At 38.7% G+C, this 26,929-nt stretch carries 22 protein-coding genes and 1 riboswitch; of the genes, 13 read left to right on the forward strand and 9 right to left on the reverse strand.

Features of this window, described 5'->3' with window-relative positions; translation table 11 throughout:
* Positions 1 to 7 precede the first annotated feature (7 nt).
* Both ATS74_RS10610 and ATS74_RS10615 read left to right on the forward strand, forming a co-directional pair.
* Positions 8 to 1,423: an FAD-dependent oxidoreductase gene (locus ATS74_RS10610; RefSeq protein WP_058548874.1), complete on the forward strand. Its 1,416-nt coding sequence runs from the start codon at positions 8 to 10 to the stop codon at positions 1,421 to 1,423.
* Positions 1,424 to 2,343: 920 nt separating this feature from the next.
* Positions 2,344 to 3,402 (forward strand): GGDEF domain-containing protein, encoded by a 1,059-nt coding sequence (locus ATS74_RS10615; protein ID WP_235592003.1) that lies wholly within the window; start codon positions 2,344 to 2,346, stop codon positions 3,400 to 3,402.
* Positions 3,403 to 3,540: 138 nt separating this feature from the next.
* Here ATS74_RS10615 and ATS74_RS10620 read toward each other — a convergent pair whose 3' ends face one another.
* The 4 genes from ATS74_RS10620 to nadK all read right to left on the reverse strand — a co-directional run bounded on the left by ATS74_RS10620 (position 3,541) and on the right by nadK (position 7,322).
* A complete protein-coding gene (locus ATS74_RS10620; RefSeq protein ID WP_058548875.1) occupies positions 3,541 to 3,855 on the reverse strand; it encodes a hypothetical protein in 315 nt (104 codons plus the stop codon).
* Between the two features lie 199 nt (positions 3,856 to 4,054).
* The gene (gene recN, locus ATS74_RS10625) at positions 4,055 to 5,728 is read right to left on the reverse strand and encodes a DNA repair protein RecN (protein ID WP_058548876.1); all 1,674 of its coding nucleotides are present in this window, start codon (positions 5,726 to 5,728) and stop codon (positions 4,055 to 4,057) included.
* Between the two features lie 75 nt (positions 5,729 to 5,803).
* Positions 5,804 to 6,361 (reverse strand): hypothetical protein, encoded by a 558-nt coding sequence (locus ATS74_RS10630; protein WP_058548877.1) that lies wholly within the window; start codon positions 6,359 to 6,361, stop codon positions 5,804 to 5,806.
* Positions 6,362 to 6,437: 76 nt separating this feature from the next.
* Positions 6,438 to 7,322 carry an NAD(+) kinase gene (nadK, locus tag ATS74_RS10635; protein WP_058548878.1) on the reverse strand — a complete coding sequence of 295 codons (885 nt, stop codon included), beginning with the start codon at positions 7,320 to 7,322 and terminating at the stop codon, positions 6,438 to 6,440.
* A gap of 154 nt (positions 7,323 to 7,476) precedes the next feature.
* Between nadK and ATS74_RS10640 the strand changes: the two genes are divergently transcribed.
* Together ATS74_RS10640 and grpE are read left to right on the forward strand one after the other, a co-directional pair.
* A complete protein-coding gene (locus ATS74_RS10640) occupies positions 7,477 to 8,442 on the forward strand; it encodes an HrcA family transcriptional regulator (RefSeq protein WP_058548879.1) in 966 nt (321 codons plus the stop codon).
* Positions 8,443 to 8,500: 58 nt separating this feature from the next.
* Positions 8,501 to 9,115, forward strand: coding sequence for a nucleotide exchange factor GrpE (gene grpE / locus ATS74_RS10645; protein ID WP_058548880.1), 615 nt, complete (start codon positions 8,501 to 8,503; stop codon positions 9,113 to 9,115).
* A 30-nt stretch (positions 9,116 to 9,145) separates the two neighbouring features.
* Here the strand turns inward: grpE and ATS74_RS10650 are convergent, their stop codons facing one another.
* The gene (locus ATS74_RS10650) at positions 9,146 to 10,348 is read right to left on the reverse strand and encodes a Bcr/CflA family efflux MFS transporter (protein WP_058548881.1); all 1,203 of its coding nucleotides are present in this window, start codon (positions 10,346 to 10,348) and stop codon (positions 9,146 to 9,148) included.
* A 186-nt stretch (positions 10,349 to 10,534) separates the two neighbouring features.
* On the opposite strand from ATS74_RS10650, the gene ATS74_RS10655 reads away from it, so the two are divergent.
* A complete protein-coding gene (locus ATS74_RS10655; RefSeq protein WP_058548882.1) occupies positions 10,535 to 11,332 on the forward strand; it encodes a M48 family metallopeptidase in 798 nt (265 codons plus the stop codon).
* A gap of 110 nt (positions 11,333 to 11,442) precedes the next feature.
* Here the strand turns inward: ATS74_RS10655 and ATS74_RS10660 are convergent, their stop codons facing one another.
* From ATS74_RS10660 to ATS74_RS10670, 3 genes are all read right to left on the reverse strand, one after another.
* Positions 11,443 to 12,459: an alpha/beta fold hydrolase gene (locus ATS74_RS10660; RefSeq protein ID WP_058548883.1), complete on the reverse strand. Its 1,017-nt coding sequence runs from the start codon at positions 12,457 to 12,459 to the stop codon at positions 11,443 to 11,445.
* Between the two features lie 151 nt (positions 12,460 to 12,610).
* Positions 12,611 to 13,399, reverse strand: coding sequence for a hypothetical protein (locus ATS74_RS10665; RefSeq protein WP_058548884.1), 789 nt, complete (start codon positions 13,397 to 13,399; stop codon positions 12,611 to 12,613).
* 131 nt (positions 13,400 to 13,530) lie between these two features.
* Complete coding sequence (locus ATS74_RS10670; protein WP_058548885.1) at positions 13,531 to 14,844, reverse strand: Na+/H+ antiporter NhaC family protein; 1,314 nt, start codon at positions 14,842 to 14,844, stop codon at positions 13,531 to 13,533.
* Positions 14,845 to 15,198: 354 nt separating this feature from the next.
* Here ATS74_RS10670 and dapB point away from each other — a divergent pair, with 354 nt between their 5' ends.
* The 7 genes from dapB to ATS74_RS10705 all read left to right on the forward strand — a co-directional run bounded on the left by dapB (position 15,199) and on the right by ATS74_RS10705 (position 24,766).
* Complete coding sequence (dapB, locus tag ATS74_RS10675) at positions 15,199 to 16,002, forward strand: 4-hydroxy-tetrahydrodipicolinate reductase (protein ID WP_058548886.1); 804 nt, start codon at positions 15,199 to 15,201, stop codon at positions 16,000 to 16,002.
* 365 nt (positions 16,003 to 16,367) lie between these two features.
* On the forward strand, positions 16,368 to 17,504 hold the full coding sequence (gene carA, locus ATS74_RS10680; protein WP_058548887.1) for a glutamine-hydrolyzing carbamoyl-phosphate synthase small subunit: 1,137 nt from the start codon (positions 16,368 to 16,370) through the stop codon (positions 17,502 to 17,504).
* Between the two features lie 16 nt (positions 17,505 to 17,520).
* Positions 17,521 to 20,739: a carbamoyl-phosphate synthase large subunit gene (carB, locus tag ATS74_RS10685; protein ID WP_058548888.1), complete on the forward strand. Its 3,219-nt coding sequence runs from the start codon at positions 17,521 to 17,523 to the stop codon at positions 20,737 to 20,739.
* 47 nt (positions 20,740 to 20,786) lie between these two features.
* Positions 20,787 to 21,263, forward strand: coding sequence for a transcription elongation factor GreA (gene greA / locus ATS74_RS10690; RefSeq protein WP_058549162.1), 477 nt, complete (start codon positions 20,787 to 20,789; stop codon positions 21,261 to 21,263).
* Between the two features lie 321 nt (positions 21,264 to 21,584).
* Positions 21,585 to 22,643: a S66 family peptidase gene (locus ATS74_RS10695; protein WP_058548889.1), complete on the forward strand. Its 1,059-nt coding sequence runs from the start codon at positions 21,585 to 21,587 to the stop codon at positions 22,641 to 22,643.
* A 67-nt stretch (positions 22,644 to 22,710) separates the two neighbouring features.
* Positions 22,711 to 22,899, forward strand: a riboswitch (FMN riboswitch).
* A gap of 143 nt (positions 22,900 to 23,042) precedes the next feature.
* Positions 23,043 to 23,696 (forward strand): 3,4-dihydroxy-2-butanone-4-phosphate synthase, encoded by a 654-nt coding sequence (gene ribB, locus ATS74_RS10700; protein WP_058548890.1) that lies wholly within the window; start codon positions 23,043 to 23,045, stop codon positions 23,694 to 23,696.
* A 485-nt stretch (positions 23,697 to 24,181) separates the two neighbouring features.
* The gene (locus tag ATS74_RS10705; RefSeq protein ID WP_058548891.1) at positions 24,182 to 24,766 is read left to right on the forward strand and encodes a class I SAM-dependent methyltransferase; all 585 of its coding nucleotides are present in this window, start codon (positions 24,182 to 24,184) and stop codon (positions 24,764 to 24,766) included.
* Between the two features lie 62 nt (positions 24,767 to 24,828).
* Here the strand turns inward: ATS74_RS10705 and ATS74_RS10710 are convergent, their stop codons facing one another.
* Positions 24,829 to 26,337 (reverse strand): OmpA family protein, encoded by a 1,509-nt coding sequence (locus ATS74_RS10710; protein WP_058548892.1) that lies wholly within the window; start codon positions 26,335 to 26,337, stop codon positions 24,829 to 24,831.
* Between the two features lie 237 nt (positions 26,338 to 26,574).
* Between ATS74_RS10710 and ATS74_RS10715 the strand changes: the two genes are divergently transcribed.
* Entirely contained in the window at positions 26,575 to 26,919 is a 345-nt protein-coding gene (locus tag ATS74_RS10715) for a hypothetical protein (RefSeq protein ID WP_058548893.1), read from the forward strand.
* The last annotated feature ends 10 nt before the right edge of the window (positions 26,920 to 26,929 follow it).

Genomic DNA, 26,929 nt, shown 5'->3' on the forward strand with positions numbered 1-26,929 from the left:
GGGCAGTATGAGCGAAAATGTATATCAATTTATAGACGTGCAGCGCGTAGATCCGCGCAAAAAACCAATCTCGTCGCGTAAAAAATCTTTCGTGGAAATTTACGAACCCTTTTCAGAGAATCAGGTGAACTCACAAGCTGACCGTTGTTTAGATTGTGGTAACCCGTACTGTGAATGGAAATGCCCAGTGCATAACTACATTCCTCAGTGGTTAAAGTTAATTAGAACAGGCCGCATTTTAGAAGCTGCTGAGCTTTCTCACCGTACAAACAGTTTGCCAGAGGTATGTGGACGTGTTTGCCCACAAGACAGACTGTGCGAAGGGTCATGTACGCTTGATGAAGAGTTTGGTGCAGTAACCATAGGTAATATTGAAAAGTATATTACCGATACGGCATTTAAAATGGGCTGGAAACCAGACATGTCATATGTGACATGGACGGATAAAAAAGTAGCTATTATTGGTGCGGGTCCGGCTGGTTTAGGGTGTGCTGATATTTTAGTGCGTAACGGTGTAAAGCCAGTGGTTTTTGACCGTCATCCTGAAATTGGCGGCCTGCTTACTTTTGGTATTCCTTCTTTCAAACTTGAAAAAGAAGTAATGCAAAAACGTCGTGAAATTTTCACCGAAATGGGTGTGGAATTTAAGCTAAACGTTGAAGTGGGTGTAGATATCACCATGGACGAAATTTTAGCTGACTACGACGCGGTATTTTTAGGTGTAGGTACGTATCAAAGTATGCGTGCTGGCCTTGAAAATGAAGATGCGCCAGGCGTGCACGACGCACTACCGTTTTTAATCGGCAATACTAACCGTGTAATGGGTTACGACGAAAAAAATCAAGCGTGCATTGATATGGCTAATCAAAAGGTTGTAGTACTGGGTGGTGGTGATACCGCGATGGACTGTGTACGTACTTCTATTCGCCAAAATGCAGCTAAAGTAACGTGTGCGTACCGTCGTGATGAAGAGAATATGCCAGGCTCTAAACGTGAAGTTAAAAACGCCAAAGAAGAGGGTGTAAATTTTACGTTTAATGTACAGCCAACAGGTATTTTACTTGACGATAATGGTCATGTTGCTGGTGTTAAAATGGTTAAAACACAACTAGGTGAGCCTGATGAAAACGGTCGAAGTCGTGCAGAAGTAGTGCAAGGCTCAGAGCATGTACTTGAGGCTGACCAAGTTATTATGGCGTTTGGTTTTAAACCACATAAAATGGATTGGTTAGAAAAGTACGATGTAGAAATTAACCATTGGGGCGGTATTAACGCACCAGAAAAAGGTGAATTTACACACCAAACAACTAACCCTAAAATATTTGCTGGTGGCGATATAGTGCGTGGTTCTGATTTAGTTGTAACGGCTATTTTTGAAGGGAGAAACGCTGCTGAAGGTATCATGGACTATTTAGAAGTTTAGTTATTTGTTCTTCTAAATAATTTTAAAAGCAAGCCAAATGGCTTGCTTTTTTCGTTTAAAGTAGACAATGTTCAATGTGGTTTGTGTAAACGGTCACGGAACTACGGGCTTTCACGAGATGGTACTACCAATTAGCAATAATACTTAATCATTTAGCGGGGCTAAACTGTCGCTTCCTGGGTTAAAAAAATTCTCGTTTACGACTGCATGGATGCAGAAGGTAGAGTAATGCAGGAGCAATTGCCAAGAACAACTAAATAGCGATTTTTTTGCCTAGCTATAAACACGTTTTTCCAGCCTCAAAATAGATCACTTAATAAAGCAAGTTGGTATAATTCTATTTTAGATAAGGCAGATCACCTTTACGCTCGGACTTGCAGCATTGTGTTGAGTGTTTTACAAGGCAGACTTTATATATGTGGTTATTTTAATTAACTGGGAAGCATATGCCCTAAAAGGCAAATAGGTGCTTTTTTGTGGGCGTTATAAGGTGGTTTTGTACACTTTGTTACCTGCAAAGGTGTAGATAAAATGAAAGGTTATAGGCGTTTTTTGATGACGTTTGCGTGGGCGAAAGTCAAAATAGTTCGTAGAGTAATTAGCTACCTATTTTGATTCAAACTCACAACATGGTTAAGTGTATTTAAAATTCGAGCTAACTTAATCTCGAAAGGTAAATAGTTTTAGTTTAAAAAAATCTAAAACCGTAGGTCTATATTTTGATTTTTAAGTAGGGTTAGAAGTCAGCGTTGAATGCTATAAAGCGAAGATATTGCGGTATTTTTTACTAATGACATAAGTTGAATAGGGCATTTAAAAACTTGATAAAAAGATTAAAGCAGTACAAAATCGTTTTTTGTTTACCATTTTATTACTTTTTGTTTATAAATTAGCTTAAATACATAAGATTTAAAGGAACTATGTACGAATATTCAAACAATTCAGAAAGAAAACTTATTGTTCGATTTTTTTCTTCTATAGGCTTTATTGCTACATTTTCGATGTCGAGCCTTGCATTTATCAATAGTAGTTTTCTACTGTCGTTCGCATTATTTGTGTCTTCGTGTTTTTATATTTGGGCATTTAGTTCAGTAAAAGGGTTAGAACGATCAGCTAGTGCAATCCTTTATAATTTATATGCACTTATGTTTTACTTAGTCGTTACAGGAGGAGTTGAAGGTACAGGGCCTATATGGATATTCATAGTATCACCTGTTACTTATTCAATACGAGGACTGAAACGCGGTACATTTGATATAATATTATTTTTATTGGCTATTATTTTGGGGTTCCATTTTGCTGATAGATTTAATATTTATGATTATAACCCAGAACAGTTACCACTTAGGATTATGCTCTCTTTTATAATCGTTGCACTACTCAGTGGTTATTACGAATACTCAAGAGAAAAGTACAATAGTAAAATAATTGCTTTGAGCCAAAAAAATGAACTATTAGCGACTATTGATCCTCTTACTAATTTACCCAACCGACGCTTTACCATGGATAAGCTAGCTACTTTTAAAAAAGAGTTAAAAGAAGCAAACATTCCATTTGTACTTTTATTAGCAGATGTAGATAACTTTAAAAAAATTAATGACGAATTTGGTCATGATTTTGGTGATAAAGCACTTATTCATTTATCAAAAACATTTCAAAAAAACATCCCTAAAAATGCAATTGCTTCACGCTGGGGCGGTGAAGAATTTTTAATTATCCTTCCAGACTCAAACCTCGAAAATGGAATGCAAATAGCTGAAAAAATACATAATTCACTTAAAAATTCAGAAGTGCAACACCTCGAAAATAGTACTAGTTTAACACTAAGTATTGGGGCTATTTCTGCAAGCGTTGAGCGATCAATAGACTCTGATATTAAACTCGCAGATGAGCTACTGTATAAAGCAAAAGAGCAAGGCAAAAACAGAACGTGCTCTTATACCAACCTGCATAAATCTTTGATTAATTTAACGAATTAAATTGCACTATAACGTCGTTAAAATTTTTTATTTAGAACAACTAGATACAAAAATTTTTGCCTAGTTCTAGCGTGATTTTCTTAACGTTAAATAGACCTCATATACAAGCAGATTGGTATTATTGAAGCTTGCCAATTTTTAATCCATAGAAAATGAATCTAATGAAGGTCTTGTTTTTGCTTTTCGTCGTTTTACACTCATAAAGCACGTAATATTTAACGCAATCTGTAATGCAATTAGCAGCCATAAATTAGTCTTTAAACTATCAGCTTTAAAATGAGTTAAATAAAAAGTTATAGTCGCTATATGGATAACTAAAACACTATTTAAAAACTTAAATAGTCGTTGTTTAAAATCGGTATGCTTATATTTACTAAACAGTACTAAGCATGCGCTTAATACTAATAAAGCCCAGCTAATAGCTATACAAAAATCAACTAAGGTATTTTGCATATTGTAACCCTTTAGTGTGTTTGTTATTTAAATAAACAATCGTAATCATAATTTCATTGGTAATAAATCGTGACTTTTGTTTAGTTGTTCTGCCAATTATTCTTAATTTTCTCAACTTTTTATATCACGCAGTTAAAGCCAAGTTTATTATTTTTAATTGGTTAACCTGTATCGCTAATTGGCATTCATCATAGAAACGTTAGCCGTGCGCCATAATAAGCTCTTTAGCATTCGCTTTTGCTGTTTTACTCACGTTGTCTCCGCCTAGTAACCGTGCAATTTCGTTTATTCTGCCGTCTTTATTTAAAGGGAGCATATGTGTAAAGGTTTCACCTTGGGCTATTTCTTTAGCGACAAAAAACTGCTGATGTGCACTGCTAGCTACTTGTGGCAAGTGGGTAACACATATAACTTGTGTAGATTTACCTAGTTGACGTAATAATTTACCCACCGCTGATGCAGTAGGGCCCGATATACCTACATCTACTTCATCAAAAATCAAGGTTGGAGTTGTAACCTTTTGCGCAATGATAACTTGTATTGCAAGGCTTATACGGGAAAGCTCACCACCTGATGCTACTTTAGCCAAAGGTTGCAGAGGTTGGCCTGGATTGGTTGATACTAAAAACGATACATTATCAAAGCCTAAGCTATTTGGTGTGCGGTCGCTTTGCTGTGTTAGTGCTATTTCAAATACACCATTTTCCATTGATAAATTAGCCATACTTTCACTTATCAATACGTTAAGTGTGTTGGCATATTTATAACGGCTTTCACTTAGCTGTTCTGCAGAGTGTTTGTAATCAATTAGTGCGCTATCTATTTCAGATTCTAGCTGTTCTAAACGCTGCGAATTATTACTAATAGACTCTAGTTCTTGGGAAATAGACTGGTGAAACTCAACCAGTTGCTGGGGTTTTATATGGTGTTTACGTGCTAAGTCCATTGCGCCACTTAAGCGCGTTTCTACTTCGGTTAAACGAGCGGGATCTAAATCTGCTTGCTCTGTATAATTTCTTACTTCACGGCTCGCTTCTTCAACTTGTACTGCTGCTTCATCGAGTAATGCAGCGACGCTTGCTAAACTTTCATCATACTGAGCAAGTTGAGCAAACTGTTGAGCACTATGTTGTAGCATAGAGCACGCATTTTGTTCATCACTTTCATATAAATGTTGTAGCTCACGCTGGCAAGATTCTAAAATTGTTTGGCTATTACTGAGCTTATAATGCTCAGCTTCTATTTGTTCAAACTCACCTTCTTGTAAAGCAAACTCATCGAGTTCAGCAACTTGGTATTCTAATAATTGCTTTTGAGCAGCTTGTTGTTGCTGCTGTAGCTCTAGGTGTTTAAATTCTTTTTGTAGGCTAGCAAATTGCTTGTAGTTTAAATTTACTGTTTCAACTAAATTGTGGTGGCCAGCATATGCATCTAAAAGCTGTAACTGGTGTTCTGCTTTTAGTAAGTGTTGATGAGCATGTTGCCCATGAATAGAAATTAAGTACTGGCCAAGCTCTTTTAATTGGGACGCAGTCACTGCGCTGCCATTTATATAGCTTTTGCTACGGCCATTTTTACAAACAACACGGCGTAATAAACATTCATTTTCAGCAGTGCTTAGTAAGTGCTGTTCTAAAAATGATTGAGCCAGAGGCAATGCTGATAAATCGAATTGAGCACATACCTCAGCTTTATCAGTGCCTGGGCGAACAGCAGAGGCTTCTGCGCGCTCACCTAAGCATAGTGATAAAGCATCAATAGCAATAGATTTACCAGCCCCTGTTTCGCCTGTTATTGCGGTCATACCGCTGCGCCACTCGGTGCTTAAATTACTTACGATTGCAAAATTTTTAACTTCTAAACCAATTAACATACTGTTCATCCATCCAGTCAATTAACTGTTAATTTATACAGTGTTTTGGTTTTTTGCAAATTAATTTTATATTATTTAAGCAACACTCGCATCTTGAGCGAATTGAGGATCGGAAGTTGATGGGATTGAATTGGCTGTATCATCTGCTATATCAGTAGGTTGTGAGAAATCATCGGTTTTAATATTACTAATAAGTGTAGGTAATGCATTTGTATAAAAGTTCTTATTATACAAAATACCTTGCTGAGGTAATTCAGATACAAAGTACTGTATATTATCAATCAAAGGTTGAATAAAATTTGTTTGGTTTACTTTAATTAGCTCGTTAGTTAGCGTATTGGTAAGTAAATCAGCAATATCTTCTAATTGTTGTAGGTTTTCATCTGTATGTGGTTGCACTACAAAAAAGTTACTTAAAATGGCTTGAATACGAGGAATATACTTTGGACGAATTATTTTAGCATCAAGTAGTTCGTTCAATTTAGTTTTAAGACGTGCGTTCACATGGGAAACACGTTCATTGAATAGCTTTTTTTTAGCTTCTATTGCTTTTTTACGGTTACTCTCAATTTTTAAGTAACTTGCTAAAAGCGTAATTAGCAGCAGTAGAGCAAAGAATACTACATAAGTCATTGCTATCTGGTTCCAAGAAGGTTGATTATTATTAGACGCTATATTTTGCTCTATAGTACTAAATTTGGCAATAAGATTAGTATAAACGACTGCCCCAATTTAATTTAGTACGTAAAACGTTGTAGTAGGAATAATTTTTAGGATGAATTAAGCGCAATTGTTTATCAGCTTTTTTAATAACTACTTCATCACCAGGTAAAACAGCAAGTACAACATGGCTGTCGCAACTCACTTGTAAGCTATCGGTGTTTTCTAGGCTTAACTTTAAGCGCACTTCATTATCGGCATCAACCACTAAAGGCCTGCTTGATAAAGTATGGGGGAACATTGGCACTAGTGAGATTGCATTAAGCTCGGGTGTTAATATAGGCCCTCCACCCGACAGAGAATAGGCCGTAGAGCCCGTAGGTGTTGATACAATTAAACCATCAGAACGCTGAGAAAACACAAAGTCGTTATTAATAAATGCTTCAAATTCAATCATGTGAGCAACTTTGTCGGCATGAAGCACAGCTTCGTTTACCGCTGAATTTGCACTTTTTAGTTCGTTATGACGATATACTTCTACCTCTAGTAAAAAGCGTTTTTCTTCGAGGTACTCACCACTAAGTACTTGCTCAAGGCTTGCTTCAAATCCTTCTGGATTTAAGTCAGTTAAAAAGCCTAAATTTCCCCTGTTAACACCAATTACCGCTATATTAAAACGTGCCAGTACGCGTGCGGCACCTAACATATTGCCATCACCACCAACTACTATAGCTAAGTCTGCTTGTTCGCCTAAGTCGACTAATTTAACAAGTTTATTTTGAGGGATATCGTCTAACTGGCTTCCTGTACGTTTTTCTACTATTACCTCAAAACCTAACGCGAGTAAAAAAGTATGTAATCGCTGAAGTGTTGCTGCTGCACCAGGGTGATTAGGTTTGCCAATAAGGCCAATAGTTTTAAAAGGTGAATCCATAATGTACGCACATAAAGAGTTAATATTCGTAGAGTAACCCAAAAGAGAAGTGTTTGAAAATACAGATTATAGCAATATTACAAACCTTCAATTTTATTGCTAATGAGTTAAGTAAGTGACTTGAATTACAACCAAATGCCCCGATATCTCTTTCATGCAACAAGATGTAGATAACATGAAACTAAACCCAAGAGATCAGCAAATTTTTTCAGCTGTTATGAACATGTACTGTAATGGTGAAGGCCTCCCAGTTCCGTCAACAAAAATTGCTAAACTTAAAGGCATGGCAGTGTGTTCGGCAACGGTACGTAACGCGATGGCTCGACTTGAAAAAATTGGCTTACTTTATTCGCCTCATACTTCTGCGGGCCGAGTCCCTACAACACAAGGGTTTGATTACTGGTTTGATGAATACTTTACGCTCGCTGATATTGCAAATTATTGGCAACCTGAGCAAGCACAATTAGTTGAACTAGCACACGGACTTAGTCAAAAGTATCAAGTGTGTTGTTGCGTTGGGTTACCCCAAGCAAGCTCTCAGCAAGTGTTTAGAGTAGAAGTACTTGATTTTGACTCAACTGATTGGCTTATTTTATTAATAGATAGAGCAGGGCAGAGTCATAATATTTGTATTGATAAACCACATGACTCTTCAGATAGCGTACGTTATCAATTTGCTACGTGGTTAAATACCGTTTTTAGCCAGCAAACCTTAATGGAAGGCCTTTATAGAATGCAGGCTATGGCTAATACTGCACCTAATAATTGCCACGATTCATTAACCCAGTGGACGCGTCAGCTTAGCCAAAAGCTAGGTTCTGATAACAGCATTGTAGTGGGTGAAAACTATTTATATAAAAAAATAGACTGCGAACAAAATCTAAATATTGGCGTGTCGTTTTTAAATTTTGTTGAAGATAAGCTTGCCTTTAAAAATGGTGTATCGGTTTTAAATACGGGTAAATTACCTTTTACTGAGTGCGATGAACTTATTGTGCTTAGCGTTCCGTATTTTCAAAATCAAGAATATCAAAGCCGCTTTTGCGTAATTTGCCCTAAATCGGCGCAAATTGAAGAAATAATCCAAGAATTTAAATTATTAGAGTCATCTAACTCTTGAATCTTTTTATTCAATCCCCATAATTACCGCAGTTGTAAAGAATTGGAGCACGTATTTTATGTCTGAGCAGACAAAAAACCCTGAGCAAGAAGTAGAACTAAACGAAGAAGTAGCTCAAATGGAAGCTGATGTTGAAGCAGCAGTAGAAGCCGCAGAGCAACATGAAGCTGATCAAGAGCAAAGCCCTGAAGCTGAAATTGCGATGCTATATGCAGAGCTAGAAGCTGCAAAACAAACTATTGCTGATCAAAAAGACAGTGTAGTACGTGCAGCAGCTGACGTTGACAACATTCGTCGTCGCGCAGCACAAGATGTAGAAAAAGCTCACAAATTTGCACTAGAGAAATTTTCTAACGAATTACTACCAGTTATTGATAACCTAGAACGCGCTATTGAGTTTTCTGATAAAGAAAACGAAACATTAAAGCCGTTACTAGAAGGTATTGATATGACGGTTAAAAGTTTTAACGATGCCGTTGCTAAATTTGGCGTTGAAATTGTAAACCCACAAGGCGAGCAATTTAACCCAGATTTTCATCAAGCAATGTCTATTCAGCCAAGCAACGATGTAACGCCAAATACAGTATTGGCCGTTATGCAAAAAGGCTATACATTGAATGGCCGTTTATTGCGCCCAGCAATGGTTATGGTTTCAAAAGCGGCTGATGCTTAATTTAGCCCTTTAACATATTTAAAAAATGCCTCAAATTGAGGCATTTTTTTTGTCTAATTTGTAGTGAATTAATTGTACTAGCATAGTTAAAAGCACGGCACTAAACATCAAGCTTGAAAACGGAACAGAGCTTTTAGCGTGCATTAGCGCAAGTAGTGGTCCAACTAATGCGCCACTGCCAAAACGAAGTGTGCCAATTACAGCTGTCGCAGTTCCTGTGTTTTTTTCAAATTTCATTAATATTAGTGAGTCGGCATTACTTGCGGTAACCCCTAAACTCATCATCAACGGCGCAATGGCAGCCACAATATAATATAAAGAGAGGTGTAATAAACTAAAAGTTAGTAGCGCCAGCCCAGATATAAACCCGCAAGCAAGCCCTATATACAGCATCTTACGAGAGCCAATCCTTGGTACAATTCGGGTGTTTAAAAAGTTACCAAACATAAGTGCCATAACGTTAAAAGCAAATAACACACCAAACAATTGCTCAGATACTTTATATAAATCTAAATATATAAACGGTACTGAGGTTAAAAAGCAAAAAAAACCAAACGATACAAACATAGAGCTTAAAATGTCTGCTCGAGCATCTTTATTACTAAGCACGGTTTTATAGCTATCAAAAAATAGGGCTAGGCCTTTTTTCTCGTTTGTGTGAATGGGTATATCAATTAAATGCACTTGTACAAACGCAAGGATCACAAAACTGTAAGCTGCCAATACTAAAAATATACTAGACCAAACAGAAAACCCTAATATAAATGAGCCAACAGAAGGAGCAACTAACGGCGCTACCATCATGATCATTGACACATACGACATGCCTTTAGCCGTATTTTGCTGATAAATATGCCTAATTACACCTGGAACAACCACTGTGGCTGCTGCACCTGTAAATGCTTGCACAGCTCTTAGTGCCCAAAAGGTATGTATTTCAGTGGTAAATGCCAGTGCTACAGAGCTTATACCAAACAAAGTTAAGCCAATACGCGCGAGTTTTCTGCGGCCAATTTGGTCAGCTATAGGGCCAAAAAATAACATACCTAATGAGTAACCCGCCAAATAAATACTTAACGAAATTTGTACATTTGGCATGCTGGTTTGTAAATCGTTCGCAATTACCAGCATGGCGGGTAAATACATATCTATTGCCAAAGGAGTAATTGCCACAATACTGGCTAATAAAGGTAATAAAATACGGGTATTAAAAGACGAGGCTGAGGCGTCCATGAATAAACTCAACAATCACTAAAAACAAGGCCTATAGTGTAACAGGGCATTGGGGGTGTATAAACTTAGTTTGCCTGCTAAGTTAATAAAAATAAATTATCAAGCAATACAGTGCAAAGATTCTAAACTGGCACTGTGTTTGCTATTCTACACACAATAAAAAATAACGACTTGAGAGAAAATACCATGAAAAAACTAGTACTTGCCGTATTAGCAACTGCAGTTTTAGCAGGCTGTAAAACATCACCAACAGGACGTACGCAAATTGCACTTTACTCAGATCAACAAATGAGTGAAATGGGCACCGCTAGCTTTGCCGAAATGAAAGCGTCTCAGCCAATAAATAAAGATGCTAAAACAAATTCTTATGTAAATTGTATTGCTGAAAAAGTAGTCGCTGTTTTACCTCAAGAATATGCGTCGCAAAATTGGGAAGTAGTGGTATTTGAAGATGAATCTGCTAACGCTTTTGCACTACCTGGTGGTTATATTGGTGTTCATACGGGCTTATTAAAAATAGCCACCAATCAAGACCAATTAGCAACAGTACTAGGGCACGAAGTCGGACACGTGATAGCAGAGCACTCAAATGAGCGTGTATCACAAAGCTCAATTTTAGATACTGGAATGCAATTAGGTAGCGCTGCACTTGAAATGGGCAATATTCAATACCGTAACGAAATAATGCAGGGTCTAGGGTTAGGCGCACAATACGGTGTTGTTTTACCTTTTAGCCGCTCACATGAATCTGAAGCAGACGAAATTGGTTTAGATTTAATGGCTCAGGCCGGTTTTAACCCACAAGAGTCGGTAACGCTTTGGCAAAATATGAGCGCCGCAGGCAGCGGTACAACCCCTGAGTTTTTATCTACTCACCCAGCGCCAAGTAACCGCATTAAAAATTTACAAGCGCAAATGAGCAAAGCACTTAGTGAGCAAAGCACTGCTAAATCTCAAGGCAAAAAACCGCAGTGCACACTGTAGTTATGCGTTTTATTAGTTAAAGTTGTACACGTTTAGTATTAATACGTAATTAATATAAAACCCCTGTAAGTATTTTACCTACAGGGGTTTTGTTTTATTTTTAAGCGTGGTTATTCAGCAGCAAGTGCTTGTTTAAATACAGTTTTAAAGCGTTCAAAATCTTCTATTTGTGGTAAATGCCCTAAATTATCAAGCTCATATAATTTAGCATTAGGGATAAGCGATGCCGCATTTTTGCCTAACTTATCGTAACGGCCAAGCTCATAATCTACACCGTCTTTTTTCCAGTTTCGGCCGGGTCCTGTTCTATCACGAGTGCCAATTATTAACTTAACTGGCACAGCAAAGTCTTTAAATTCTGTAATTACCGGTTGAGTAAAAATCATATCGTACGTTTTAGCGTTAACCCACGCCATTTGCTCTTTATCTGGGCCTTGTATTTGCCCTGTAATAAAGTCGGTTAATGCTGAGTATGTGGCGTTCCACTTTCCATCGTAATAATTTTTTTGTTGATAACGTTGAACACCTTCAGGTGTTTTTGCTAATTCGTTTTTATAGAAAAAATTAGTATCTTTGTAATCTACATATTGTAAGTAGTTTTCAAGCCCTATTGGGTTTAGTAAAATCAGTTTAGTTGTTGTGCTGGGGTACATTAATGCAAAGCGACTTGCCAACATACCGCCCATAGAATGGCCAACTACAATCGTTTCTTTTAAATTAAGAGAGTCAATTAATGCATGTGTATGATGGGCAAGCGCGGCAAATGAATACTGATAGTTGGTGGGTTTAGATGATTTACCAAAGCCAATTTGATCAGGCATTAACACGCCAAAGCCAAGTGATTGTAGGTACTGCGCTGTAGTCGTCCAATAATCAGCATTAAAGTTTTTACCGTGCATAAGCGTTACTGTAGGCATATTTTCTTTGGTAGGCTTTAGGTAAATATACGCCATTTTAAGAGACTGCTTTTGTGATTCAACGCTAAAGTAATTTACTTTAAAATCATATTGATAACTGCTTAAAAGCGCATCGTAAGAGAGAGACTCTGTATTTACTTCACTACTTGCTAAAGCATTATTAGTTAAAGCTAACAAAGCAGAAAAACAAATAACTTTAATAGATGACATGTTGATACTCCTAGTAAGGCAAGCGTGTGGCTTAAATGAAGTACGACAATAGCTAAGTATTAAACACTGTTCAATTAAATACTTTTCATGGCATAAAAAAGGAGCACTTAATAGGGCTCCAATTTATGTAATTTTAACGCAGAGTGATTGCTTAAAATGTCCACTCTACATGTATTTGCGGAACTGACTCTGTGACCTCAGTACCTAGCTTGTTATGCCAGTATTGAAGTTCCATACCGAGTAATAAGGTATTTTCTTTCATTTCAAGTGCATGACCCATATCCCATACTAAAATAGGCTGTGCGAGTATCCACGCTTCTAAATCGTTACCAAATTCGTCTTCACGTTCAGCAATATATTCGGCGTGGCCTTTAAAGCTAAATTTTTGTGAGCCAATAGTAAAAGGGTATTCAAAAGCAACATCAAACATCCAGCTATTTGTTTCAATAGGTGCGCCGCCTTTGGCTACACCTTCACTGTCATCAATGTAGGCAGTTACTAACGTTTGAAAAAAGTTAAACCCGGGTACATCCCAGCTTAACTTAACGCCCGGCAAGTATTTCATCATTTTAGCGTCGCCCGCTACGTTAATACCGCCGGTAAGGCCAACATCTAATAACGCGCCTGCGCCAATTTTTTCACCGCTAATGGCCGATAAGCTTACCGTAGAATACCATTCGCCGTAAAAATCGCTATCTTGATAGCCGTCAGTTGTATCGTCTTTACTGTAATCGATAAAAAAGAAGTTATCGCCGTAATCGTAACTCGATGCATGTTGAATAGAGTAAACAGTGGTATCCGACTCTTGCTCAGTAAAAGGGTTTTTTTGGTCGCCATTATTAATATGTAATGCTGTGCTGCTCCAATTAGCGGCAAAAGCAGAAGACGATAAAGCAATTGATGTAAGGGTAATGAGAGGAAGTAATTTTTTAAATTTCATATCTGTATTTAACTATAATTTTAGTGACACGCGAAGGCGCGCATTATAGCAAAAGTGATTGATATGTAGAGTATTATTTTAACATATGTTGCAGCTTACTTATTAAGCTGCAACACATAAAGACTCGTTTATTATGCTTTGTTGCGGCGCAAACAGATTATAGTAATTGCCGTAAACGCTAAAATAAAGCAGTAGTATGATGAAGTAGATACTTCCCATGGGCTAATTTTAAATGTAGCACCGAGTAATAAGGCTTGTGCGCCATAAGGCAATGAACCCTGCGTTACACAGGCAAATATATCAAGTAAACTTGCAGAGCGTTTAGAGCTTATTTCGCCATCCTCAGCGAGCTTTTTAGCAATAGGGCCGGCAACAATAATAGATACTGTATTATTAGCTATACACACATTACTAGTTAAAACTAAAGCCGCAATACCTAGTTGATCAGCCACTTTACGGTGCCATTTAGCGATTACTTTAGTAATGGCTTGAATTTTTTGGGCAATGTAATCAAGGCCGCCGTTAATACGAATAAATTCAGATAAGCCACCAATAAACATAGAAAGTAAAAATATTTCCTGCATATCAGTAAAGCCTTTGTATATGTCTTTTACAAAGCTTGCACCTTCGTAGCTGCCGGTAAAGCCCATTAAAGCAGCAAAAACAATACCACTAAATAACACTACAAATACGTTCATACCCGCAACAGCCAATATTAAAATAAAGGCATACGGCAGTACTAATAACAAATCGTAATCTTTCGTTTCTACGGCTTGTGGTGCAGGTGTTAAATATAATAATAACGCGATGGTGAGAACGGCAGCGGGCACGGCTATTTTTAAGTTTTCTTTAAATTTATCTTTCATTTCACAGCCTTGCGTACGAGTAGCTGCAATAGTCGTGTCTGAAATAATAGATAAGTTATCGCCAAACATAGCGCCAGATACAATAGTACCGGCCATTAATGCAGGGTCGATGCCTGTTTTAATAGATACCGCATAAGCTATTGGGCCTATAGCACCAATAGTACCCATTGAAGTACCCATAGCCGTAGATACAACCGCAGCAATTAAAAATAAGCCTGGCAGCAACAAAGCGGGAGGAATAAGCGATAAGCCTGCGTTTACAACAGCATCAACACCACCGGTTGCACTTGCCACAGCCGAAAAGGCACCCGCAAGTAAGTATATTAAACACATGGTAATAATGTTGTTGTGCCCAGCACCTTTAATAAAGGTTTCTACACATTGGTTTACTGTGCCTTTATTTAAAATAAACGCAAGCATAATGGCTGGCAAAATAGCCACAGGGGCGGGTAGTTGGTAAAACGCGTAATCAACCCCTTGCGATTGCAAGTATAAACCTGAGCCTAAAAATAGCGCTACAAAGGTAAGTAGGGGGAGTAAAGAAAGTATTGCTTTGTTTTTGTTAAATGATGGCTGCATCATATTCCTCATAACCAGTAAAATTTATCACAGCCAAAACTCCTCTTTTAGCTGAATTTAGCAGTACAACTTTTTATTTTAAAAAGTTGTTAGCCGCAGCGTCCGCAAGCCAAAGACCAAATCGACGCGAAAGAGAAGTTTAAATGTATAGATGGCTAAAGTAAACTGGTATTGTTATTATTATAAAATTAAAAGGTCACCTGACTATTGCATGACTTTTAGATAATATCTATAAAGCGACGCGATTTTCAGCGATTAATATTTATCCAGCTGCATAAAAATACCCACCTGCGTATTTTGCAATGTCCGGATATATGGCTAATAAACGGATTCAAATTAAATTAGGTAAAAACCATGACTACAAATCGAATAGGTGTTTTTGGTGCTAACGGCAGAATGGGCTTAGCCTTATTAGAAGCCGCGACAATTAAAGAGCAAACACAACTTACAGGCGCATACGTTCGTAGCAGTTCATCGTTATTAGGTATTAATGTAAATCAAGTAAATAGTGCAGCCGATATCGCTGTAAGCTTTAGTGTTGAAAGTGAAGTGAATAATGTAGATGTGTTAATCGATTTCACATTGCCACAAGGTATGCGTAATCATTTAAAAACAGCGGTTGCGCAAAAGCTACCTATGGTTATTGGTACCACAGGGCTGAACGCTGATGATATGGCGCTTTTGAACGATGCGGCAAAGCACATTCCGATTGTATTTGCCCGCAATTATAGTGTTGGCGTAAACGTGCTATTAAATTTGGTACAAACAGCAGCCACTAAATTTGGCGATGATTTAGATATAGAAATATTTGAAGCGCACCATCGTCATAAAATAGATGCACCATCGGGTACTGCTTTAGCTATTGGTGAATCAATTGCAGATGCAAAGGGCTGGAACCATGACGAGGTTGCAGTATACGACCGCAGCCAAGTAGAAACGGCTAAATCGCAAAATGAAATAGGTTATTCAGTACTAAGAGGTGGAGACATAGTAGGTGAACATACCGCATACTTTGCCACAATGGGCGAAAGGCTCGAATTAACCCACAAAGCAAGTTCAAGAATGACCTTTGCACTAGGTGCTGTAAGGGCTGCATGCTGGTTGCAAAATAAACCGGCAGGACTTTATGATATGCAAGATGTGCTTGATCTTAAGTAGTTTAGTTACTTTTTTACCTGTTTGGGTCTAATTTCACCTAAAGCGACTTGTTTGTAACAATTTACCAAATAGTGTTAGACCTAAATAGTAACTTAATGTAGAATGCAGCCAATTTGCCAAAAATTACTAAATGCGTGTTTCCAATTATACCCAAGTGGCTAGTAAAACCAGGGGTTTCAGTGGGAATGATAAGAGTTTTAGGCAAGAAAAAATGATTGAAGGTTTAGCGTTTTATATCGGCATCATTTAAGACTGCGTAAAACAATTATAAGCTCACAAAAAATCTGGTTTTGACGATCCCTCTGGGTATTGGCGGGGTGTTAAGCAATTGCTTACTCCCGTTTTTTACTGTTAGGAGGTTTAACTTGACTAAATCCGCTCTGTTAGTCCTAGAAGACGGCACAGTGTTTCGCGGTACTGCAATCGGCGCTGACGGCATGTCAGTCGGTGAAGTAGTATTCAATACGTCTATGACTGGTTATCAAGAAATTTTGACTGATCCATCATACGCGGAACAAATCGTAACTTTGACGTACCCACATATCGGTAATACGGGTACCAACAGCGAAGACGAAGAAGCGAATCAAATATGGGCTAAAGGCCTAGTGATCCGTGATTTGCCACTGCTAGCAAGTAACTTTCGTAACGAGCAATCGTTAGATGATTACTTAAAAGAACGTAATATTTTAGGTATTGCGGACATCGACACCAGAAAGCTAACACGTATTCTGCGCGACAAAGGCGCACAAAACGGGTGTATTATCGCTGGTAGCGAGCTAGACGAAAACAAAGCGTTAGAAGCCGCGCAAGCCTTCCCAGGTTTAAAAGGTATGGATTTAGCAAAAGTTGTCTCAACCAAGGAAAATTTTGAGTGGCGCGAATCAAGCTGGACATTAGGTGAAGGATTTAAAACCCTAGATACCGCTGATGAAAAGTTTCATGTTGTTGCCTACGACTTCGGTGTTAAACGTAATATATTACGTATGCTAGTTGATCGCGGCTGTAAATTAACCGTCGTGCCAGCGCAAACCTCAGCAGCCGATGTACTTGCTTTAAACCCAGATGGTATATTCCTATCTAATGGCCCTGGCGATCCTGAGCCATGTACTTACGCTATTGATGCAATTAAAGCCTTTTTAGAAACCGACACGCCTATTTTTGGTATCTGTTTAGGTCATCAGTTATTAGCCCTTGCCTCAGGTGCTAAAACAGCAAAAATGAAATTTGGCCACCACGGTGGTAACCATCCAGTAAAAGATTTAGACCGCGACGTAGTAATGATCACCGCACAAAACCATGGTTTTGCTGCAGATGAAGCGTCATTACCAAGTAACTTACGTGCTACGCACAAATCGTTATTTGACGGAACGCTTCAAGGTATTCATCGTACAGATAAGCCAGCGTTTAGCTTTCAGGGTCACCCAGAAGCAAGCCCAGGCCCGCACGATGCAGCCCCATTATTTGACCACTTCATCGACTTGATGCAAGCGCGTAACAACTAATTTAACTGGAGTAATAATGCCAAAACGTACCGACATAAAAAGCATTCTTATCTTAGGCGCAGGCCCAATTGTAATTGGTCAAGCTTGTGAATTTGATTACTCTGGTGCTCAAGCGTGTAAAGCACTCAGAGAAGAAGGCTATAGAGTTATATTAGTCAACTCAAACCCTGCAACTATCATGACCGACCCAGAAATGGCCGATGCAACGTACATCGAACCAATTCACTGGGAAGTGGTAGAAAAAATTATTGAAAAAGAAAAGCCAGATGCAGTACTCCCTACAATGGGTGGTCAAACAGCATTAAACTGTGCGCTTGATTTAGACAAGCACGGTGTACTGGCTAAGCACGGCGTTGAGCTAATTGGCGCAACAGCTGATGCAATCGACAAAGCAGAAAACCGTGAACGCTTTGACGTAGCAATGAAAAACATTGGCCTTGAATGTCCTCGTGCTGAAATTGCTCATTCAATGGAAGAAGCTAAAGATACAATGAGCCGTATTGGCTTACCGTGTATCATTCGTCCTTCTTTCACCATGGGTGGCACCGGCGGCGGTGTTGCTTACAACATGGAAGAGTTTGAAGAGATTTGTGAGCGCGGTTTAGACTTATCGCCAACGAACGAATTATTGATTGATGAATCACTGATTGGTTGGAAAGAGTACGAAACAGAAGTTGTTCGTGACAAAAAAGACAACTGTATCATTGTGTGTACTATTGAAAACTTTGACCCAATGGGCGTGCATACAGGCGACTCAATCACGGTTGCTCCAGCACAAACTTTAACCGACAAAGAATACCAAATTATGCGTAATGCCTCTATGGCAGTACTGCGTGAAATTGGTGTTGAAACCGGTGGTTCTAACGTACAGTTTGGTATTAATCCAGAAGATGGCCGTATGGTTATCATTGAGATGAACCCACGTGTATCACGCTCATCAGCACTTGCTTCTAAAGCAACGGGTTTCCCAATTGCTAAAATTGCAGCAAAACTAGCAGTAGGCTACACGCTTGATGAGCTTCAAAACGATATTACTGGCGGTAAAACACCAGCGTCTTTTGAGCCTTCAATTGATTACGTTGTAACTAAAATACCTCGCTTTAACTTTGAAAAATTTGCCGGTGCTAACGACCGTTTAACAACGCAAATGAAATCAGTAGGCGAAGTGATGGCAATTGGTCGTAACCAACAAGAGTCATTACACAAAGCATTACGTGGTCTTGAAGTTGGCGCAACGGGTTTTAACCCAATTGTGGCACTTGATGACCCTAAAGCCCGTGAAAAAATCATTCGTGAATTACGCGAGCCAGGCGCCGAGCGTATTTGGTATATTGCTGATGCAATGCGCCATGGTATGAGCGTTGAAGATGTTTACGAACTGACTAAAGTTAACCGCTGGTTCTTAGTGCAAATTGAAGACATTTTAAAAGACGAAGCTAAAATTAGTGACGTAGGCATGGCTGGCTTAAATGCAGACTTTTTACGCAAACTTAAGCGTAAAGGTTTTGCCGACCCGCGTATTGCTGAAATTGCCGGTGTTTCTGAAGCTGAAATTCGTAAAAAACGTCATCAACTAAACATTGTGCCAGTGTACAAACGTGTTGATACGTGTGCAGCAGAATTTAGCTCAGACACAGCTTACATGTACTCATCGTACGATGAAGAGTGTGAAGCAAACCCAACAGACAAAGACAAAATCATGGTTATCGGTGGCGGTCCTAACCGTATCGGCCAAGGTATTGAATTTGATTACTGTTGTGTTCACGCAGCCCTTGCGCTTCGTGAAGACGGCTACGAGACCATCATGGTTAACTGTAACCCTGAAACGGTATCTACCGATTACGACACATCTGATCGTTTATACTTTGAGCCAATTACGCTTGAAGACGTACTAGAAATCGTCCGTGTTGAAAAACCAAAAGGCGTAATCGTGCAGTACGGTGGCCAAACACCACTTAAATTAGCGCGTGAGCTTGAAGCGAATGGCGTGCCAGTGATTGGTACTTCTCCTGATGCGATTGACCGTGCAGAAGACCGTGAGCGTTTCCAACAGTTAGTAGAGCGTCTTGATTTACTACAGCCAGAGAACGCAACGGTAACATCAACTGAAGAAGCACTACTTAAATCAGTTGAAATTGGTTTCCCACTGGTTGTGCGCCCATCGTACGTATTAGGCGGCCGCGCAATGGAAATTGTATACGACGAGCAAGATTTACGTCGCTACATGACCGAAGCCGTGTCAGCATCAAACGAGGCACCAGTATTACTTGACCGTTTCTTAGATAACGCAATTGAAGTTGACGTTGACGCAATTTGTGACGGCGAGCAAGTAATTATTGGCGGTATCATGGAGCACATTGAACAAGCGGGTGTTCACTCAGGTGACTCAGCATGTTCATTACCAGCACATTCTTTATCTCAAGAAGTGCAAGATGTAATGCGCAAGCAAGTAACCGATATGGCACTTGAGCTTGGCGTAGTTGGATTAATGAATACACAGTTTGCTGTAAAAGATGGCAAAGTGTACTTAATTGAAGTAAACCCACGTGCAGCACGTACAGTACCGTTTGTATCAAAAGCAACCGGTGTTGCACTTGCAAAAGTAGCTGCGCGTTGTATGGCGGGTCAGTCACTGGCAAGCCAAGGCATTACTAAAGAAGTGATCCCTCCATATTACAGCGTTAAAGAAGTGGTTTTACCATTTGCTAAGTTCCAGGGTGTGGATCCTATCCGTGGCCCAGAGATGCGTTCAACAGGTGAAGTGATGGGTGTTGGCGATACTTTCGCCGAAGCGTTCGCAAAAGCACAATTAGGTGCAAGCAACACTTTACCACGCGGTGGTCGCGCGTTACTATCTGTACGTAACAGCGATAAGTCTCGTGTTGTAGAGCTTGCAAAAACCATGACAGACCTTGGTTTTGAAATTGATGCAACAGGTGGCACAGCAGAGGCTTTAAAAGAGGCCGGTATTGAAGTACGCCGTGTAAACAAAGTATATGAAGGCCGCCCGCATATTCTTGATAACATCAAGAATAAAGAGTACAGCTATATCGTAAATACCACCGAAGGTCGCCAAGCGATCGAAGATTCGAAGGTGTTGCGTCGTGGTGCATTGCAAAACAAAACCAACTACACGACAACCTTGAACGCGGCATTTGCTAACTGTACTGCTAACCAAGCAGACGACCGTAGTAAAGTGACGTCAGTTCAAGAGCTACACCAGCGATTGAACTAAGGAAATGTACCAAGGCCATTAAGGCCTTGGTGTTAAGTGAGAAAAGTATGCAATCAATTCCGATGACAGTTCGTGGCGCAGATTTACTGCGCAAAGAGCTTAACGAATTAAAAACAGTTACCCGTCCTAAAATCGTAAATGATATTGCGATTGCACGTGAACATGGTGACTTAAAAGAAAACGCTGAATACCACGCTGCGCGTGAGCAACAGGGTTTTTGTGAAGGCCGTATTCAAGAAATTGAAGCTAAGCTTTCAAATGTGCAAATTATCGACGTAACTAAAATGCCTAATACGGGTAAAGTTATTTTTGGCACTACAGTGACTATCGTAAATGTAGAAACTGATGCCGAAGTAAAATACCGTATTGTAGGGGATGATGAAGCAGATATTAAAAACAACTTAATTTCTGTTAATTCGCCTATCGCGCGCGGTTTAATTGGTAAGCAAACAGATGATGCTGTAACCATTAAAACGCCAAAAGGCGACGTTGAGTACGAAATCATTGATGTTGAGTATCTTTAATATTTAGCTCACTGTAACGTTTAAATAAAAACCGATGCATTCGCATCGGTTTTTTTATGTCTTGAATAAATCACGATACTAATACCAACTCCAATAAATAGCCGATCTATTTTACTTGCTAAAACAACCCATTTCTTTGTTGTAAATTTCGTAGAGGGAACAACCATTTACATCAATTTACGCCTAGAACTGAGTTGTTTTTTCGGCGTAAAATTTAGAACACATACTTAATGGAGTTGGTATAACAAAGGTATTCATATTGCATAAAGAGTTAACATGATGATATAGGTACATAATCACTTTATTAAAAAGGAACACTCAATGGCTAATATACTTTATCCAGCGCCTTTAAAAGTAGGCTCTAAAATTGCTATTTGCTCGCTTTCATCTGGGCTAAAAGAAAAGTATCACGGACGATTAGATATAGTGATAGACGGATTAAAACACCGTGGTTACGAGGTAGTAGAAGGCGAGTTTTTACGCCAAAACAAACCTCGAGAACAACTTGATGCCAAAGCCCATGCACAGCAATTAATGGGCTTTTTACTTGATGAAGAAATAGCAGCTATTATGCCACCAATGGGCGGTGAGCTTGCAATGGAAGTGCTACCGTTACTCGATTTTAACGCTATAAAAGCGGCAAAGCCTAAATGGCTGGTGGGCTTTTCTGATGTGAGCACTATTGCTTGTGCATTAACGGCTAAATGCCAATGGGCCACTCTACATAGCGCAAATTTAATGCAATTACACCCTGATGAAAAAAATCCGTATAGTTTACAAATTTTTGAAACTTTGACCTACGAAGCGGGGAGTAAGTTTGAACAAGGCCCTTCATCTTTACATCAAAAAGTGAAACCTAATTATGCTCAAAACCCTGATGAACTTTTAAACCCCAGCGAGCCAACTCATTGGCAATGCTTAAACTCTACTGATAAACGCACGATAGAAATGTCAGGGCGCTTATTTGGTGGGTGCTTAGACACAGTAGGTTTATTGCTCGACTCCCCCTTTTTAGCATTACACGAATTTAAAAAACACAGTGCATCAGAAGGATTAATTTTATACCTAGAAAACTCAGAGCTTACGCCGACGACGGTTGCTCGGTTTTTACTTTCACTAAAGTTAGCCGGAATATTTGACGATATTAATGGCCTTATTTTAGGGCGAAGCGAAATCACTCAAAGTAATTACGACGCCTTTGATTACCGCCATGCGCTTGATGTGGCTCTAGGCGGATGTTTGTTTCCGGTAATTTTTGATGCCGATATAGGCCATGTACAACCTAATTTAAACCTGGTAAATGGCGCTTCATGCTCGCTTATTGCTGATATTAATGAAGGTAAAGTACTTAAAGCATCATTAAATACTGAGCTTTCTTAACTTTTATTTTTGAATAACCTATAAATACAGGCGTATAATGCGCATACCGTAAACGTATAAGTTTGCGGTAAATTCTCAGGGCGGGGTGAAATTCCCCACCGGCGGTATGTTTTACTCAATACTTTTTTGATTAAAACGAGCCCGCGAGCGCTTTATTTAATTTATTTTTACAATATTGAAAGAGTTAAATGAAGGTCAAGCAGATCTGGTGAGATGCCAGAGCCGACGGTTAAAGTCCGGATGAAAGAGAATATAGCTTATTACACTACGCCATAAACAGAACTTTTTGGTGTGTGTTTTTAATGCTGTTTTTTGGCTAAACATACAAATTTATTTTGTATGGCTTTGCCATGCCTTTCAGTGTCCTGAATCTATTTATTTTTTATTTGGAATATAATGATGATTCAGTCTTTACTTACTCAATTTGGCGAAAGCCACACCCGTGTAGAAAATGCCATCGCCGCACTGCAGCAAGGCCAAGGCGTACTTGTTGTTGATGACGAAAACCGCGAAAACGAAGGCGACTTTGTATTTTCTGCAGAGCATTTAACTCCCCCTCAAATGGCCGAAATGATCCGCGAAGGCAGCGGTATTGTGTGCTTATGCATGGGAGATGAGCGTATTAAACAACTCGACCTACCGCAAATGGTAGCTAACAACACCAGTCAAAATAACACAGCTTACACTGTAACCATTGAAGCTAAACACGGCGTAACAACCGGTGTATCAGCAACCGATAGAGTAACCACGATTAAAGCGGCAACCGCCGATAATGCTAAACCGAGCGATTTATCACGCCCAGGCCATGTATTTGGTTTAAAAGCGCAAACCGGTGGTGTACTTGTACGCCGAGGTCATACCGAGGCATCTGTTGATTTAATGCAGCTGGCTGGTTTAAAACCATTTGGTGTTATTTGCGAACTAACTAATCCTGATGGCACCATGGCGCGTTTACCACAGGTAAGTGACTATGCTAATAAACACAGTATGACCGTGGTATCGATTGAAGACCTAGTACAGTATATTCAAGCACGCGAACTAAAAGTTAGCTAGTTTAACTGGTTAGGTTAAATTTATTATAAAGCCCGACTTTTAAGTTGGGTTTTGTATTAAGAAGTAAATAATTTATTACTCTAAATTTAACAACTAATATTGAGAGTTAAGTGCTATCTAAGTAAAGTTAATAAATCTGAGTGTGAACTATTAACGTTTTAAGCAGGGTCCCTTTAGTTAGGTTGTTAAACCTTATACGACTCACTGTGTATTGTGCTTTAGGCCAGTGTCCCCGTTACTTTTTTTACTTAGTTTTATTGGTTAAACTTTAATGTATTAAGTATCTATTGTGCAGGTGCTAATAGGCGTTATAACTTTAGTAGATGCGAGTTAAACTCATAATATGGCTAGGCGTTACTTCAATGGTAAAGCTTGGCCTTTAGCCTAAATTTTACCTATTTACTCCCCTCGGTATTCGTGAAATTATTAAGTGACTAAAGTACAATTTATGCAGAATGTGTAAAAAATTTAGCTCAGGAGTAGTTATGTGGGATGAAAGGTACGACAGTGAGCAATACGCTTATGGCAAAGATCCAAACGATTTTTTAGCCCAGCAATATCAACAATTACCTAAAGGCAACGTTATAAGCTTGGCCGAAGGTGAAGGGCGAAATGCCGTGTTTTTAGCAAAAATGGGTTATAGCGTTACTGCGGTTGATGGCTCTAAAGTAGGTCTTGAAAAAGCAGCAAAGCTTGCCATAGAGCATAATGTAAACATTGAGCTTATACATGCCGATTTAGCAGAATTTGATTTTGGAGAGGCAAAATGGGATGCAGTGGTCTCTATATATTGCCCTTTACCGAGCGCGGTACGCTCAGCGGTATATAAACGCGCTGTAAAAGGTTTAAAGCCTGGTGGGGTATTTTTACTTGAGGCCTATACGCCAGAGCAAATAAATTATAATACCGGCGGCGGCCCAAGTGCAGATACTAAAACATCAAAAAACGATTTAGAAGATGACTTAACAGGGCTTAGTTTTGTACATTTAGAAGAATTAAAACGAGAAGTGTTTGAAGGCTCCTATCACACCGGTTTAGCTTCGGTCTTGCAGGCTATAGCTAAAAAATAAATTTTACATAGGTTTAGGGCGCCTGTTATAGCGCCCTTTCTTTTTTTGGTTTTGAACAGAAGCTAATTTTTCTTACCAGCTAATTTCTCAACCAATTCAACCCGCCTATTAAGTTCGCGACCTAATTCATTACTGTTTGTGGCAACAGGTGAGTAGGGGCCTGCGCCATGAGCGAATAGCCTTGATTTTGATACACCGTAATTAGTTATAAGCGCCTTAACAACAGCATTAGCACGCCGCTCAGAAAGGTTTAAATTATACTCAGCTGATCCTTTATCGTCGGTGTGCCCAACCACATATAAGCTCAGCTGTTTATTTTTATTTAATACTTGTGCAATGGTATCTAAAGCCTGTTTTGACTCTGATTTAATACTGGCTTTATCGTAATCAAACAAAACACCATATATTGAGGCTTTTCCTTTTTGCGCTAATTGCTCTAATACTTTATTGCTATTAGTCTCGATTAGACCAGTTAGCAATGGCTTAGTTTGTATAACCACTAACTGAATACGTGAATGGCCTTGATAATTTCCTATAAAAAATACAGCGTAAGTCGTTTGCTCATCAAGTACCTTTTTCATAACCTGATAGCGAGGCTGCTCTGAGTAGTTATAAATTGATTCAACCGCTAAAATATCACCTAACTGTTTTATATCATCTCTAATTTTTCTTTTATTTGTATTTTTACTACATGAGCTTTTTTGACACGAAAATACAGTTTCAAATCCCTCTTTAACTAATGCGCCTACATAGTTGTGGTAAATTTTAAGAGAAGATACGTTGTTTACCACATAGGTAATTTGAGTGAGGTCACCTGTTACATCAAGTGTTGGGATTTGTTTTGTTTTTTTATTTACAACACCTACAGGAATGCTAAATTCTTCATAGTCTACCTGCTTAAAATCCTCAATATAACTGCCAGGATAGCGACTCAGTAAAGGGTGATCTTGAGTTCCTTTTTTATCTTTTTTTGGAGCTTTATTACTATTTTCATTTGTTGTTTTTTTAAGTGCACTGAGATCGGCGATTATTAAACCGGTTTCAATCTCTTTTATATCTATAGTAGTTAGCTGAACACCCGTTTTATTTTTATATTGTCCTACATAAAGAGTAACAGCAGCCTCAAGTTTGTCAGTGCCTTTGGTAGCGTATATATAATAGGGGTTTCTAAATGCATTACCTGGGCTAAAATAGCTAGACTCTTCGCCTAATCGCTTTTTATTTTCGTAGCTTTCACCTGAGTAACATTCATCTAGCAAACACATATAGTTGATAGTAAAGCCGGCTTTAATAAGTGCTTTTTGATAGTTTTTGGTAACCTTTAAAGAAGCTACATTTTTGATGTCGTATGAGTAATGGTTTGTAGAGCCAATAAATGAGTCAAAAGTGAGTTGCTGGGCCTTTTTAGCGTTGCGATCAAAATTTGTAACAAGGCGAGTTTGCTCACCTTCTAACATAACTTTATTTTGTAATTTTGCACCAGGATAAGGTGATAGAAACGGCTTAGCTTGAATATTGAATGTACTGAAACTACAGGCAAAAACGATGACTAACCTAGTTATATATTTCATTAAAATTTCCTTTTTATATTGAAAGTATTCACCGACTATAAAACAGCTGATTTTTAAAGTCATCCAACTTAACATTATAGTTTTACTTACATTTATTTTTTAAGCTAGCGCATTAGCACATTGTTTTGATTTACGTTTACTTAGTGACGAGTGCTCATAAAAATGAGAATCTAATTAAGGTCGCTTTCAAAAAATAAATTGTTAAACCAGCTGCCTAAAATAACAATGGAGAAAACAATGCAAGTAGATGATATTAGAGTGTTTGTAGCGTGTAAAAACTATCAACAATCGTGTGCATTTTATCAGGCGCTTGGCTTTAGTATTGAGTCAGCCTCTGCTGATTTAAGTATTGCAACATCAGGTGAATGCAGCCTCTTTCTACAGCGTTACTACAACCAAGAATTTGCTGAAAATTTAATGCTGCAAGTGTGCGTATTAAACATAAATGAAGCCTTTGACATTATTAGTAAGCTCATTAACTTTGATATTCGCTTTGAAGGGATAAAACAAGAGCCGTGGGGTAAAGTGATTTATTTATGGGGACCATCAGGCGAGCTTTTACACGTAACTGAATTTAATTAAAAAGGAATAA

Origin of the sequence: Pseudoalteromonas sp. H103 (genome assembly GCF_001469205.1) — a bacterium.
GTDB lineage: Bacteria > Pseudomonadota > Gammaproteobacteria > Enterobacterales > Alteromonadaceae > Pseudoalteromonas > Pseudoalteromonas carrageenovora.

Excerpts from the sequence above, each read along its gene's own strand:
- ATS74_RS10610 (WP_058548874.1), top strand. The coding sequence starts at position 8 with ATGAGCGAAAATGTATATCAATTTATAGACGTGCAGCGCGTAGATCCG.
- ATS74_RS10615 (WP_235592003.1), top strand. The coding sequence starts at position 2,344 with ATGTACGAATATTCAAACAATTCAGAAAGAAAACTTATTGTTCGATTT.
- ATS74_RS10620 (WP_058548875.1), bottom strand. The coding sequence starts at position 3,855 with ATGCAAAATACCTTAGTTGATTTTTGTATAGCTATTAGCTGGGCTTTA.
- recN (WP_058548876.1), bottom strand. The coding sequence starts at position 5,728 with ATGTTAATTGGTTTAGAAGTTAAAAATTTTGCAATCGTAAGTAATTTA.
- ATS74_RS10630 (WP_058548877.1), bottom strand. The coding sequence starts at position 6,361 with ATGACTTATGTAGTATTCTTTGCTCTACTGCTGCTAATTACGCTTTTA.
- nadK (WP_058548878.1), bottom strand. The coding sequence starts at position 7,322 with ATGGATTCACCTTTTAAAACTATTGGCCTTATTGGCAAACCTAATCAC.
- ATS74_RS10640 (WP_058548879.1), top strand. The coding sequence starts at position 7,477 with ATGCAACAAGATGTAGATAACATGAAACTAAACCCAAGAGATCAGCAA.
- grpE (WP_058548880.1), top strand. The coding sequence starts at position 8,501 with ATGTCTGAGCAGACAAAAAACCCTGAGCAAGAAGTAGAACTAAACGAA.
- ATS74_RS10650 (WP_058548881.1), bottom strand. The coding sequence starts at position 10,348 with ATGGACGCCTCAGCCTCGTCTTTTAATACCCGTATTTTATTACCTTTA.
- ATS74_RS10655 (WP_058548882.1), top strand. The coding sequence starts at position 10,535 with ATGAAAAAACTAGTACTTGCCGTATTAGCAACTGCAGTTTTAGCAGGC.
- ATS74_RS10660 (WP_058548883.1), bottom strand. The coding sequence starts at position 12,459 with ATGTCATCTATTAAAGTTATTTGTTTTTCTGCTTTGTTAGCTTTAACT.
- ATS74_RS10665 (WP_058548884.1), bottom strand. The coding sequence starts at position 13,399 with ATGAAATTTAAAAAATTACTTCCTCTCATTACCCTTACATCAATTGCT.
- ATS74_RS10670 (WP_058548885.1), bottom strand. The coding sequence starts at position 14,844 with ATGCAGCCATCATTTAACAAAAACAAAGCAATACTTTCTTTACTCCCC.
- dapB (WP_058548886.1), top strand. The coding sequence starts at position 15,199 with ATGACTACAAATCGAATAGGTGTTTTTGGTGCTAACGGCAGAATGGGC.
- carB (WP_058548888.1), top strand. The coding sequence starts at position 17,521 with ATGCCAAAACGTACCGACATAAAAAGCATTCTTATCTTAGGCGCAGGC.
- greA (WP_058549162.1), top strand. The coding sequence starts at position 20,787 with ATGCAATCAATTCCGATGACAGTTCGTGGCGCAGATTTACTGCGCAAA.
- ATS74_RS10695 (WP_058548889.1), top strand. The coding sequence starts at position 21,585 with ATGGCTAATATACTTTATCCAGCGCCTTTAAAAGTAGGCTCTAAAATT.
- ribB (WP_058548890.1), top strand. The coding sequence starts at position 23,043 with ATGATTCAGTCTTTACTTACTCAATTTGGCGAAAGCCACACCCGTGTA.
- ATS74_RS10705 (WP_058548891.1), top strand. The coding sequence starts at position 24,182 with ATGTGGGATGAAAGGTACGACAGTGAGCAATACGCTTATGGCAAAGAT.
- ATS74_RS10710 (WP_058548892.1), bottom strand. The coding sequence starts at position 26,337 with ATGAAATATATAACTAGGTTAGTCATCGTTTTTGCCTGTAGTTTCAGT.
- ATS74_RS10715 (WP_058548893.1), top strand. The coding sequence starts at position 26,575 with ATGCAAGTAGATGATATTAGAGTGTTTGTAGCGTGTAAAAACTATCAA.